This window comes from Pseudomonas jilinensis, from assembly GCF_003586265.1.
In the GTDB taxonomy this organism is placed as follows: Bacteria; Pseudomonadota; Gammaproteobacteria; order Pseudomonadales; family Pseudomonadaceae; genus Halopseudomonas; species Halopseudomonas phragmitis.
The window spans coordinates 95,008-106,777 of sequence record NZ_QJSA01000013.1 but is presented as its reverse complement, the minus strand read 5'-3'; the positions used below and the strand labels follow the sequence as shown (position 1 = coordinate 106,777).

Sequence of the window (11,770 nt, the reverse complement as noted above, 5' to 3'; positions counted from 1 at the left end):
CCAAGTCGGGGAGTAACGATGGCAATTCCGGATTTTCAAACTGTAATGCGCCCGGTGCTGGCGACTGTGCAGGATGGCGTGCCGCTGGCGCTTAATGAGCTGCGCGAGCGAGTTGCCAATCAATTCCAGCTGACGGAGGACGAACGTAAGGAGCGCCTTCCCTCCGGCCATCAGACGGTGATCAATAATCGTATCGGCTGGGCGCGCACCTACCTGAACAAGGCTGGTTTGCTGTGTATACCGGCCAGGGGGATGGTGCAGATTACCGCGCGAGGGAAAGAGGCGCTGACCAGCGGCCCGCAACGCATCACGGTGGGGTGGTTGAAGCAGTTTCCTGAGTTCGCTGACTTTCATACTGCCAAGCCGCAGGGCAGTGATGCGACGGTCGCGAAAGAGCTGGACTTGGCCGAGACGACGCCGGATGAGCAACTGGCAGAGGCTCATCAGGCGTTGGTGCAGTCGTTGGCTGATGAGCTGTTGGCGCAGGTGCGGGCCGCGACGCCGAGCTTCTTCGAGCAGTTGGTTGTCGATCTGATGCTGGCCATGGGGTACGGCGGGTCGCGCAAGGAAGCAGGCAAGGCGACTCAGGCCACCAATGACGATGGTATCGACGGCATCATCAAGGAAGACAAGCTCGGCCTCGACGTGATCTATCTGCAGGCCAAGCGCTGGTCCAATACGGTACATAGGCCCGAGATAGACAAGTTCATCGGCGCATTGACCCGCCAGCGGGCGCGCAAGGGCGTGTTTATCACCACCTCGGAGTTCTCCTCTGGTGCCCGCGAAGCGGCGCTGGGATTGGATATCAAGGTGGTGCTGATTGACGGTGTGGAGCTTGCGCGGCTGATGGTGGAAAACAACTTGGGCGTGAGCGTTAAGCAGGTGTACGAGGTGAAGCAGCTAGACAGTGACTACTTCAGCGAAGACTGATCTGCAACAACGAAAAGGAATGCCATGAACTACCTCGTCATCCTCCAGCCCCTGCTCGACACCATGAAGTGGCTGATCCCGCTCATGCTGCTGATCGGCCTGCTGAAAACGTCCTGGTTCAAGGGCTGGTTCGGCGAACGACTGGTTCGGGTATTAGCCCACTATCAGCTGGATCGCCAGGTCTACCGGCGTCTGCATGACGTCACGCTGCCCACGCCGGACGGCACCACGCAGATCGACCATGTGTTTCTTTCGCCCTTCGGCATCTTCGTGCTGGAGACCAAGAACATGAGCGGCTGGATATTCGGCAGCGAACAGCAGGCGCAGTGGACTCAGCAGATCTACAAGCAGCGCTTCAAATTCCAGAACCCGCTGCGGCAGAACTACAAACACCTAAAGGCGCTGGAAACGGCTCTGGGCGTGGCACCGGAGCAGCTGCACTCGGTAATCGCCTTCGTTGGCGGCGCCACCTTGAAGACGCCGATGCCGGCCAATGTCACCCAGGGCACCGGCTTTATCCGCTACATCAAGTCGTTCGACCAGCCAGTGTTCAGCGAGGTACAGGTAGAGGACATGCTGGACGCTCTGCAAAGCGGTCGCCTCGCTCCGACATTGGCCACTCAGCGCGAGCATGTGCAGCGCCTCAAGCAGCGCAGCGATCCCACCGCCGAGCGCCAATGCCCCAAGTGTGGCAGCGCCCTGCTGGTGCGCACGATCAAGAGCGGTCCCAAGGCCGGTCAACAGTTCTGGGGCTGCAGCGCCTTCCCCAAATGTCGAACCATGCAGCCCTTGAACTAAACTCCCTTGCGAAACAGCCCGTCGAGGGTATGGGACTGAGCAATCAACATGCTTTTCTATCGGTACAGGCCATCGACATAGAGGCTGCTGATCGCCGCCGAGGCTCGGTAAGCAGTGATCTGTACACCATGCTCTATGCCCATTTAGCACCCGATCATTTGTCTGAAGCTGTCCGCCTGAGCCCCGTTTCAAGTGATCTGTTCCGATAAAGCTAACATGATGCTCTACAGTGTCGTCTCTCACTGTCTGGGACATTGTGGGATATTCTGGGATATCCAGAGATGGTGCGGGATTGTGTTATTCGGTGTGTTTAGGTATTCTAGATTCACGACTCAACCTTTGGCGGGCCGATTAAGTTCAGCCTTAGCCTTGGGTGAAGAAACCGGCGAAAGCCGGTTTTTTCGTTTCAAGGGATGGAAAATTCGTGCGAACAGCTTTCTTTGTTGATGGTTACAACCTCTACTACGGCCTGTTACGCGGGTCTCCTCACAAGTGGCTAGATCTAGGTGCGCTGCTTGACAGTATTTTGCGCGTTCAAGATCCCTCAGCTTTTTTAGATTCAGTTCACTATTTCACCGCCCCCGTCATTGCCAAGCTGGCTACTCGTGGTCAATTATCCAATGATGCCCAGCATCGCTACATTCGGGCCTTGCAGGCCAAAGGTGTGCATGTCACGTTGGGTAACCATCGTTTGGGGCGTGGGTATGCCCCCTTGTATCTGGATGGTAAGAAGCCCTCTCGCCTGGATCAGGTGGCTATCTGGGAGCTGGAAGAAAAAGAAACGGATGTGAATTTGGCTCTAGGCATGTATAGGGCAGCTTGTAAGTCACATCTTACCGGGTTGTCGCAGATTGTTTTGGTCTCCGGCGACACCGACCTTTCACCTGCCTTAAGTGCCATTCGTGAAGACTTCCCTCATATTGCTCTAGGTATCATTCTTCCTCATCGCCAAGAGGCCGGTGGCGTGATGCGTAACCCTCCAGGCTCTTTGAAAAAATGCTCTGACTGGATGCGCACCTATATTTCTGATTCCGAGCTGGAGGCTTGCCAGCTTCCCGCGAAGATCCCGTTGCCTAGAAAGCCAGCAATAGTGAAGCCCGATTATTGGTGATTTTCAGGTGTGACACTGCTTGGATATTCGCATACGCCAGAAACCAAAAAGCCCCGAAAATCACTAGGATAATCAGGGCTTTAGGTCTTTCTAATTTGGTGGAGCCGGGGGGATTTGAACCCCCGTCCGCCAGTCCGCCGCTATCGGTTCTACATGCTTAGCCATCTCTACTTAGTTAACTCCTCACCGCCCGAGTGGCAGGGTGTTTGGAGCGAGCTGTATAAGTTTTAGCCGTTACGTCTACAGCGAACTTGGCGGCGATCCTGTTCTATATGACAGCCAAATCTTCGGGTTTACAGGCATCCCCTAGAGGCTGCTAGCCGGCTTAAGCGGCTAGGGCGTAGTTGTCGTCGTTGGCAACTATAAGTGTGCAACAGTGGATTTACGAGTTCTGTTACCAACTCGGCATGCCCCTCAAGTTTTGTAACCGTCGTCGAATCCAAATCGGCCCCAAATCTTGCTGGTCAGTTCTAAGAGTGCATTGTACGGGAAAGGTTCCCGGGTTGAAAGGCGGCTGTGAGCTGGTTTGAGCAAACGCACGGGCTGTTTTGCGCATAAAAAAATACCCCGCTGAGCGGGGCTAGGCATTGCTTGCTTTGAACCTCTGCTGGTGGAGCAGACCAGCCTGGTTATCAGTTCTGACCGGGGGCTGTCGGCAAAGTTCAGCGCAGGTGCAAAAAAATCAGCGATGGTTCTCGCGAACGATGCGCGCCTTCTCGCGGGCCCAGTCGCGTTCTTTCTCGGTTTCGCGTTTGTCGAAGTCCTTCTTGCCTCTGACCAGGGCTATCTCGCACTTGACCAGATGTTTTTTCCAGTACAGCGCCATCGGGACGCAGCTGTAGCCTTTTTGCTGCACGCCGCTGATCAGCTTCTCCAGCTCGCGGGCATTGAGCAACAGCTTGCGGGTGCGGATCGGGTCGGCGATCACGTGGGTGCTGGCGCTCAGCAGGGGCGTGATATGGGCGCCGAACAGGAAAGCCTCGCCATTCTTGAAGACGACATAGCTGTCGACCAGTTGGGCTTTGCCCGCGCGCAGGCTCTTCACTTCCCAGCCGGTCAGGGCCAGGCCGGCCTCGAAGCGTTCTTCGACGAAGTAGTCGTGTTTGGCCTTTTTGTTCAGCGCAATGGTGCCGCTGTTGGCCTGGGGTTTCTTTTGCTTGCTCATAGGCGGCGCATTATAGGGGGTTGTAGGGATTACCGCTATCGTTGGCCGGTGCTTTGCCCTTGTCCTGGTTGGTCAAAATCTGGACAATGCCTTCCTTTTTTCAAAGGCAGACCGGGTTTTCCCATGGCGAATGAGAATGTGTCGATCCACGGTATCTGGGCCAGTCGCTGGGTATTCATTCTGGCAGCGACCGGATCGGCGGTAGGGCTGGGCAATATCTGGAAGTTCCCCTACATGGCGGGTGTCTACGGTGGCGGTGCTTTCGTACTGGTCTATCTGCTGTGCATTGCCCTGATCGGTTTGCCGATTATGCTGGCCGAGACGGTGCTGGGACGCCGTGGCCGCCAGAGCCCGGTCAATACCTTGCGTAGCCTGGCCGTGCAGTCGGCGGCGTCGCCGCGCTGGTCCTGGGCGGCAATGATGGGCATGATCGCCGCCTTGCTGATTCTGTCGTTCTACAGTGTGGTGGCGGGCTGGTCGCTGGACTACATCATTGGCATGGGCCGTGGCGAGTTTGCCGCCATCGACGGTCCTGGTGCGGGCGAGCGGTTTAACGGGCTGACCGCTGACCCCTGGCGTCTGACACTGTGGCACAGCCTGTTCATGCTGGTGACGGCCTTTATCATTGCTCGGGGCGTAGTGGCCGGCCTTGAGCGCAGCTTGCGGATCATGATGCCGATGCTGTTCGTGCTGCTGGTGATTCTGCTTGGCTATGCGTTGACCACCGGCCACTTCATGGAAGGGGTCGAATTCCTGTTCCATTTCAATTTGAGCGAAGTGCCCGACGGCATTCTGGCAGCGATGGGCCACGCGTTCTTCACCCTGAGTGTGGGGGTGGGATCGATCATGGTGTTCGGTGCCTACATGCCGAAAAAGTCCTCAATCGGTAGCACGGTGATCACGGTGGCGCTGCTGGATACCGTGGTGGCGCTGACTGCGGGCCTGGCGCTGTTCCCGATTGTGTTCGCGGCCGGGCTGGAGCCGGGCGGTGGTCCGGGTCTGATGTTTGTCACCCTGCCGATCGCCTTCGGCAATATTGCCATGGGCCAGGTGTTCGGCTTCATTTTCTTTGTGCTGGTGGCGGTGGCGGCCTGGAGTTCGGCCATTTCCATGCTGGAGCCGGCAGTGGCCTACTGGGTAGAGCGAAGTGGCCGCAGCCGGGCTCAGATTACCGGCTGTATTGCGCTGTTCTGTTGGGTGGTGGGTCTGGGTACGGTGCTGTCATTCAACGTGCTGGCCGATGCCAAGTTCTTTGTGCGTGATGCCTTGGGCTGGCATCTGATCCAGTGGGGGGCGGAGGGTGGCAAGACCTTCTTCGAACTGGTTGATTACCTGACCAGTCGGATCATGCTGCCGCTGGGTGGTTTGCTGTTTGCGTTGTTCGCCGGCTGGGTGCTGGATCGCGAGGTGTTCCGGGCCGAGTTGGGGCTCAGATACCCACGGCTGTTCCCGGTGGTATATTGGCTGCTTCGCTACGTGGCGCCGGTAGGGGTGCTGATCGTGTTTGCCTCTGAACTGCTAAAGTGAAGGCCTTATGACTCATATTCAGCGCTCGGCTTTGCTGCCGTATACGGCCAGGCAGATGTTTGATCTGGTTAATCGAGTAGAGCGTTATCCGGAGTTTCTGCCCTGGTGTTCGGTGGCGGAGATTCTGGAAGAAACGGATGTGCAGATGCGAGCCCGGTTGACCGTGGCCAAGGCCGGGATGACGCAGGCGTTCACCACTCGCAATGAGCTGCTGCCGGGCCAGCGCATTGAGATGCGGCTGGAAAATGGTCCGTTCAGTGAGCTGCATGGTGTCTGGGAGTTCAAGGCGCTGGGTGAGGCTGCCTGCAAGATCAGCCTGGATCTGCACTTTAATTATGCCGGCCCGGTGGTCAAGGCGACGCTGGGGCCGTTGTTCAACCAGGCGGCCAACACCATGGTGGATGCTTTCTGCCAGCGGGCCAAGGAGCAATACGGTGGCTGAGCGAACCATTGCCGTTGAAGTGGCCTATGCGCTGGCCCACAAGCAGAAAATCATCAGTCTGACAGTGCCCGAGGGCACCAGCATGCTGGAAGCTGCCAAGCTGTCGCGCATTGCCGAGCACTTTCCCGAACTGGATCTGGATGCCAGTGCCATGGGCGTGTTTGGCAAGACGGTACCCAAGCCGGCTGAACGGATTCTTGCCCAGGGTGAGCGGGTCGAGATCTACCGGCCGCTGATAGCCGATCCCAAGGAAGTGCGCAAGCAGCGCGCGGCAAAAGCCAAGGCGGTTAAGGACGAGCAGGGCGAGCAGGAGTAGTGCAGACGACTCTGGCGCCGTGCAGTAGCTCGGCGCCAGGATAGATGAGAGATTTACTCGCCGGTGCCCAGAGGGGCGCCCAGATCGACCGGGTAGCTTTCGGTGCCGGAGCTGCGCGGGGCCTGGCCACCCATAATGGCTTCGTCGCGGCTGGTGCCGGGGACAAAGTCGCCACTCAGGCCTACCAGGCGATCATTCTCGAAGACCAATGAAATGCGCTCCTGGGTACGCGGGCTGTGCCCGGCCTTCATGCTGTACAGGTAGTCCCAGCGGTTCGGGTGCAGGGTGTCCTGGATCAGCGGGGTGCCCATGATGAAGCGGACTTGACGGGTGGTCATGCCGGGGCGCAATTGGTCGACCATGTCCTGAGTCACAACGTTACCCTGCTGGATGTCAATCTTGTAAACGCCGGGGAAGCCACAGGCGCTCAAACTGATCGCGCAAATGAGAATACACAAGATTTGGTTCAGGGTCTTTGGCATGACGTGGTAACATCCACTATTGTGAAATGGCTCAGTGAGCCATGAATCATACCCGACTGATCCCGCCCTGCGAAGCGCTGAACGAGAAACTGACCATGGTTGAAAATCAAGAACTCCGCAAAGCTGGCCTCAAGGTAACGCTGCCGCGAGTAAAAATCCTGCAGATGCTGGACAATTCCGAAGAGCGTCACATGAGCGCCGAGGATGTATACAAGTCCCTGATGGAGGCCGGAGAAGATGTTGGGTTGGCTACCGTTTACCGGGTTCTGACTCAATTTGAATCGGCCGGTCTGGTGGTGCGCCACAACTTCGACAGCGGTCATGCGGTGTTCGAGTTGGCCGATGGCGAGCATCACGACCATATGGTCTGTGTTGACTCCGGCGAGGTGATCGAGTTTTTCGATCCGGAAATCGAGCGTCGGCAGAAGGAAATCGTCCGTGAGCACGGTTTCGAGCTGGTTGACCACAATCTGGTGTTGTACGTGAAGAAAAAAGGCGCCTGAGGCGCCTTTTTCACGTTTATGCTGTAAGCGAGAGCAGTTTGCGGGCGTGGGCCAGTGACTCTTCGGTCAAGTCCACACCGCCAAGCATGCGCGCCACTTCCTGAATGCGACCGCTCTGGTCGAGCTCGTCAATCCGGGTCCGGGTTGAATCCTTTTTTTGCTCCTTGCGCACGAACAGATGCTGATGCCCTTGGGCTGCGACCTGGGGCAGGTGGGTGACGGTAAGAACCTGGCCGCGCTCGCCAAGCTGGCGCAGCAATTGGCCGACGATCTCGGCAGTGGGGCCGCCAATGCCAACGTCTACTTCGTCGAATACCAGAGTCGGCACCCGTGACGTTTGTGCGGTGATGACCTGAATCCCCAGGCTGATGCGTGACAGTTCGCCGCCGGAGGCAACCTTGGCCAGTGGCTTGGCGGGCTGTCCAGGGTTGGCGCTGACCAGAAACTCGACGCTTTCCAGTCCCTGGGGGGGATAGTTGCCTGGGTTCAGGGGCGCTAGCTGTAGTTCGATCCGCCCGCCCGGCATGCCCAGACGCTGAATTTCACTAGTGACAGCCTTGGCCAGTTTTTGCGCGGCTTTGTGGCGAATGCCGGATAGTTTGTCGGCTAGTTGCTGGTAATGCTCGCGGTAGGCCTTGAGTTCGTCGCCCAGGCGCTCAATGTCGGCATCGCGTTGCTGGAAGCTCTCCAGTTCGTCGATCAGGCGCTGCTGCAGGGCTGGCAGCTCCTCGGGGTTGACCCGGTGCTTGCGGGCCAGTTCGTAGATGCTGCCCAGCCGCTCTTCAACTTCCTGCTGGCGTTGTGGGTCGGCCTCGAAGTGATCCAGGTAGCGGCTCAGTTCACCAACGGCTTCTTCAACCTGGATCTGGGCGCTGGCCAGCAGATTGTGGGCTTCGTTGAGGTGGCGGCTGTGTTCGGTCAGGCCGCCCAGGCGGTTGAGGCTGGAGGTCATGGCCTGCAGCACGCTGCCAGTGTCGTTCTCGCTGCACAGGTTGATCACCTGCTGGCAGGCCATCAGAATCTGTTCGGCATTGGCCAGTTGACGCTGTTCGCCTTCCAGCAACTCCAGTTCGCCATCGAGCAGGCTGAGGTTGTCCAGTTCTTCGAGCTGGTAGCTCAGCAGTTGCAGGCGCGCCTCCTGTTCGTCGTTGTGTTCGCTGGCCTGCTGCAGGGCCTGCTCGGTCTGACGGCAGCGCTGTGCGGCCAGTTGAATCTGGCGGGCCAGGTCGCTGGCGCCGGCGTACTCATCGAGCAGCCGGCGATGGGTCTCGGTCTTGAGCAGTGACTGGTGCTCATGCTGGCTGTGGATGTCGATCAGCATTTCGCCGAGGGTCTTGAGATCTTGCTGGGGGCAGGGACTGCCGTTGATGTAGCCGCGCGATCGGCCTTCGGCGGTGATCACTCGGCGCAGAATCACCTGTTGCTCGGGGCTGTCCAGGTCACGATCGTCCAGCCAGGCCTGGGCTTCGGGAATCTTGCTGATGTCGAAGGTGGCGAGGATGTCGGCCTTGTCGGCGCCAGGGCGCACGGCGCCGCTGTCGGCGCGGTCGCCCAGGGTGAGTGCCAGAGCGTCAAGCATGATCGATTTGCCGGCCCCGGTCTCGCCGGTAATGGCGCTCATGCCGCCTTTGAGCTCAAGTTCGAGATGGTCGACAATGGCGTAATTGTTCACTGCCAGATGTACCAGCATGACCTTGCTCCCCTCCGGTGATTATTTGTTCTGGTTATTTATACAGTACTTATGTTGGCTCCGACAAGAGCTGAGGATTCCTTCGCGCCAGCCCTTGAAGCTGGCGCCAGCGTCCCCATATAGGCTGTCACTATGGGTTGCTTATTTTTCGCTTAATCGGGCTGTATGCCCTTTGCATCACAGGAGATTTCCATGGCGGATGACTATAAACAGGATCTGAACGGCCAGGCGCCTGACGCTGGGGATGTGGTTGAGACCCAGGCCGACGAGGATCTGGCCGCCCGTGTCGCCAGTCTGGAAGAGCAACTGGCGACAGCGCAGGACCAGTTGCTGCGCGCTGCTGCCGATGTGCAGAACGCCCGTCGTCGGGCCGAGCAGGATGTCGAGAAGGCGCACAAGTTCGCGCTGGAGCGCTTCGCCGGTGATCTGTTGCCGATTCTCGACAGTCTGGAGCGTGGCATGGAGCTGTCCGATCCCAATGATCCGGCGATCAAGCCGATGCGCGAAGGCATTGAGCTGACCCTGAAAATGTTTACCGATACTCTGGGTCGCTTCCAGGTCCAGGCAGTGGAGCCGCATGGCGAGCCCTTCAACCCTGAGCTGCATCAGGCCATGGCTATGGAGGAGAGCGCCGCTGTTGAGCCCAATACCGTGCTCAAGGTCTTCCAGAAAGGCTACACCCTGAGTGGTCGTTTGCTGCGTCCGGCGATGGTGGTGGTGAGCAAGACCCCGAGTGATAAACCGGCCGCGCCGCAAATTGACGAGCAGGCTTGAAATTGCTGTGAGCGCCCCCATTTAGTGGGCATGACAGATTGAACCGGCCGCGGGTAAAGCGGCGAGCAGATTCGGAGAACGAGTAATTATGGGCAAAATTATCGGTATCGACCTGGGGACTACCAACTCCTGCGTCGCCATCATGGAAAACGGTGCCACCAAGGTGATCGAGAACGCCGAGGGTGCGCGCACTACCCCGTCCATCGTCGCCTACACCAACGATGGCGAGACCTTGGTTGGTCAGTCGGCCAAGCGTCAGTCGGTAACCAACCCGCAGAACACCCTGTATGCGGTCAAGCGCCTGATCGGTCGTCGGTTTGACGAGGACGTGGTGCAGAAGGACATCAAGCTGGTGCCCTACAAGATCGTCAAGGCTGACAACGGTGACGCCTGGGTTGAAGCCAAGGGCGAGAAAATGGCACCGCCGCAGGTGTCGGCAGAAGTGTTGAAAAAGATGAAGAAAACCGCCGAGGACTACCTGGGCGAGCCGGTTACCGAAGCGGTGATCACCGTGCCGGCCTACTTCAACGACAGTCAGCGTCAGGCCACCAAAGATGCCGGCCGGATTGCGGGCCTGGAAGTCAAGCGGATCATCAACGAGCCGACTGCCGCAGCGCTGGCCTACGGCATGGACAAGGCCCGCGGTGACTCCACTATCGTGGTTTACGACCTGGGTGGCGGCACCTTCGACGTGTCGGTGATCGAGATCGCCGAGGTTGATGGCGAGCATCAGTTCGAGGTGTTGGCCACCAATGGCGATACCTTCCTCGGTGGTGAGGACTTTGACCTGCGCCTGATCGACTACCTGGCCGACGAGTTCAAGAAAGAGAATGGCGTTGATCTGCACAACGATCCGCTGGCTCTGCAGCGCCTGAAAGAGGCTGCCGAGAAGGCCAAGATCGAGCTGTCCTCCAGCCAGCAGACCGACGTCAATCTGCCGTACATCACTGCCGACGCCTCCGGTCCCAAGCACCTGAATGTCAAGGTGACCCGGGCCAAACTGGAGTCGCTGGTCGAGGATCTGGTCAAGCGCAGCCTTGAGCCGTGTCGTGTGGCGATGAAGGATGCTGGTCTGGATGTGTCCGACATCAATGAGGTGATCCTGGTCGGTGGTCAGACCCGGATGCCGATGGTGCAGAAGGCGGTTACCGAGTTCTTCGGCAAGGAACCGCGCAAGGACGTCAACCCTGACGAGGCTGTGGCCATCGGTGCGGCGATTCAGGGTGCGGTACTGGCCGGTGACGTCAAGGATGTGCTGTTGCTCGATGTGACCCCGCTGTCACTGGGGATCGAGACCATGGGTGGGGTGATGACCGCGCTGATCGAGAAGAACACCACTATCCCGACCAAGAAGTCGCAGGTGTTCTCGACTGCCGATGACAACCAGACGGCCGTGACCATTCATGTGCTGCAGGGCGAGCGCAAGCAGGCTGGACAGAACAAGTCGCTGGGTCGCTTCGATCTGGCCGATATCCCGCCGGCGCCGCGCGGCGTGCCGCAAATCGAGGTCAGCTTCGATATCGATGCCAACGGTATTCTCAACGTGTCGGCCAAGGACAAGGCGACCGGCAAGCAGCAGTCGATCGTGATCAAGGCCTCTTCGGGTCTGAGCGAGGACGAAATCGAGCAGATGGTGCGTGATGCCGAGGCCAATGCCGAGGAAGATCGCAAATTCGAGGAACTGGTCACTACCCGTAACCAGGGCGATCAGCTGGTGCATGCCACTCGCAAGACCCTCAAGGAAGTAGGCGACAAGGCCACTGACGAGGAAAAGGCAGCGATTGAGAAAGCCCTGGCTGAGCTGGAAGAAGCAGTCAAGGGTGACGACAAGGAACTGATCGAAGCCAAGATCAATGCCCTGTCAGAGGTCTCCGGGCCGGTGGTGCAGAAGATGTATGCCGAACAGGCACAGGCCGCCCAGGCGGGTGAGGCTCAGGCCGATGCGGCACAGGGCGGCGCCGATGATGTGGTGGACGCCGAGTTTGAAGAGGTCAAGGACAACAAGTGATGTCCCGGCCGTCTGTACCAGCAG

Annotated in this window: 11 protein-coding genes, 1 other RNA gene and 1 pseudogene; 9 read left to right on the top strand and 4 right to left on the bottom strand. The window is 58.5% G+C overall.

Annotation, left to right across the window (positions count from 1 at the left end):
• Positions 1–18: 18 nt before the first annotated feature.
• The 3 genes from C2846_RS14700 (at position 19) to C2846_RS14690 (ending at position 2,839) form a co-directional block, all read left to right on the top strand.
• Positions 19–930: a restriction endonuclease gene (locus tag C2846_RS14700; RefSeq protein ID WP_119701794.1), complete on the top strand. Its 912-nt coding sequence runs from the start codon at positions 19–21 to the stop codon at positions 928–930.
• Positions 931–954: 24 nt separating this feature from the next.
• The gene (locus tag C2846_RS14695) at positions 955–1,728 is read left to right on the top strand and encodes a nuclease-related domain-containing protein (RefSeq protein ID WP_119701793.1); all 774 of its coding nucleotides are present in this window, start codon (positions 955–957) and stop codon (positions 1,726–1,728) included.
• 424 nt (positions 1,729–2,152) lie between these two features.
• Positions 2,153–2,839, top strand: coding sequence for an NYN domain-containing protein (locus C2846_RS14690; protein WP_119701792.1), 687 nt, complete (start codon positions 2,153–2,155; stop codon positions 2,837–2,839).
• Between the two features lie 96 nt (positions 2,840–2,935).
• On the opposite strand, the gene ssrA is transcribed toward C2846_RS14690, so the two are convergent.
• Together ssrA and smpB are read right to left on the bottom strand one after the other, a co-directional pair.
• Positions 2,936–3,291: a transfer-messenger RNA gene (gene ssrA / locus C2846_RS14685) on the bottom strand.
• A 230-nt stretch (positions 3,292–3,521) separates the two neighbouring features.
• Positions 3,522–4,004, bottom strand: a complete 483-nt coding sequence (gene smpB, locus C2846_RS14680) for an SsrA-binding protein SmpB (protein ID WP_080048502.1) — start codon at positions 4,002–4,004, stop codon at positions 3,522–3,524.
• Positions 4,005–4,127: 123 nt separating this feature from the next.
• Between smpB and C2846_RS14675 the strand changes: the two genes are divergently transcribed.
• Genes C2846_RS14675 through C2846_RS14665 form a run of 3 tightly spaced genes read left to right on the top strand, consistent with a single transcriptional unit; the run spans position 4,128 to position 6,289 of the window.
• Entirely contained in the window at positions 4,128–5,531 is a 1,404-nt protein-coding gene (locus C2846_RS14675) for a sodium-dependent transporter (protein ID WP_080048501.1), read from the top strand.
• 7 nt (positions 5,532–5,538) lie between these two features.
• Complete coding sequence (locus C2846_RS14670; protein WP_119701791.1) at positions 5,539–5,973, top strand: type II toxin-antitoxin system RatA family toxin; 435 nt, start codon at positions 5,539–5,541, stop codon at positions 5,971–5,973.
• On the top strand, positions 5,966–6,289 hold the full coding sequence (locus C2846_RS14665; RefSeq protein WP_080048499.1) for an RnfH family protein: 324 nt from the start codon (positions 5,966–5,968) through the stop codon (positions 6,287–6,289). Before C2846_RS14670 ends, C2846_RS14665 begins: the two co-directional genes overlap by 8 nt.
• 107 nt (positions 6,290–6,396) lie before the next feature.
• Here the strand turns inward: C2846_RS14665 and C2846_RS14660 are convergent.
• Positions 6,397–6,771 (bottom strand): annotated as a pseudogene (locus tag C2846_RS14660) (outer membrane protein assembly factor BamE); the annotation flags it as partial.
• 95 nt (positions 6,772–6,866) lie between these two features.
• Here C2846_RS14660 and fur point away from each other — a divergent pair.
• Positions 6,867–7,274 (top strand): ferric iron uptake transcriptional regulator, encoded by a 408-nt coding sequence (gene fur / locus C2846_RS14655; protein ID WP_080051590.1) that lies wholly within the window; start codon positions 6,867–6,869, stop codon positions 7,272–7,274.
• Positions 7,275–7,290: 16 nt separating this feature from the next.
• Here fur and recN read toward each other — a convergent pair whose 3' ends face one another.
• Positions 7,291–8,964: a DNA repair protein RecN gene (gene recN, locus C2846_RS14650; protein WP_119701790.1), complete on the bottom strand. Its 1,674-nt coding sequence runs from the start codon at positions 8,962–8,964 to the stop codon at positions 7,291–7,293.
• Between the two features lie 192 nt (positions 8,965–9,156).
• Here recN and grpE point away from each other — a divergent pair, with 192 nt between their 5' ends.
• Together grpE and dnaK are read left to right on the top strand one after the other, a co-directional pair.
• Positions 9,157–9,738: a nucleotide exchange factor GrpE gene (gene grpE / locus C2846_RS14645; RefSeq protein WP_080048496.1), complete on the top strand. Its 582-nt coding sequence runs from the start codon at positions 9,157–9,159 to the stop codon at positions 9,736–9,738.
• 88 nt (positions 9,739–9,826) lie between these two features.
• Positions 9,827–11,746, top strand: coding sequence for a molecular chaperone DnaK (dnaK, locus tag C2846_RS14640; protein ID WP_080048495.1), 1,920 nt, complete (start codon positions 9,827–9,829; stop codon positions 11,744–11,746).
• The last annotated feature ends 24 nt before the right edge of the window (positions 11,747–11,770 follow it).

Excerpts from the sequence above, each read along its gene's own strand:
- C2846_RS14700 (WP_119701794.1), top strand. The coding sequence starts at position 19 with ATGGCAATTCCGGATTTTCAAACTGTAATGCGCCCGGTGCTGGCGACT.
- C2846_RS14695 (WP_119701793.1), top strand. The coding sequence starts at position 955 with ATGAACTACCTCGTCATCCTCCAGCCCCTGCTCGACACCATGAAGTGG.
- smpB (WP_080048502.1), bottom strand. The coding sequence starts at position 4,004 with ATGAGCAAGCAAAAGAAACCCCAGGCCAACAGCGGCACCATTGCGCTG.
- C2846_RS14675 (WP_080048501.1), top strand. The coding sequence starts at position 4,128 with ATGGCGAATGAGAATGTGTCGATCCACGGTATCTGGGCCAGTCGCTGG.
- C2846_RS14670 (WP_119701791.1), top strand. The coding sequence starts at position 5,539 with ATGACTCATATTCAGCGCTCGGCTTTGCTGCCGTATACGGCCAGGCAG.
- fur (WP_080051590.1), top strand. The coding sequence starts at position 6,867 with ATGGTTGAAAATCAAGAACTCCGCAAAGCTGGCCTCAAGGTAACGCTG.
- recN (WP_119701790.1), bottom strand. The coding sequence starts at position 8,964 with ATGCTGGTACATCTGGCAGTGAACAATTACGCCATTGTCGACCATCTC.
- grpE (WP_080048496.1), top strand. The coding sequence starts at position 9,157 with ATGGCGGATGACTATAAACAGGATCTGAACGGCCAGGCGCCTGACGCT.
- dnaK (WP_080048495.1), top strand. The coding sequence starts at position 9,827 with ATGGGCAAAATTATCGGTATCGACCTGGGGACTACCAACTCCTGCGTC.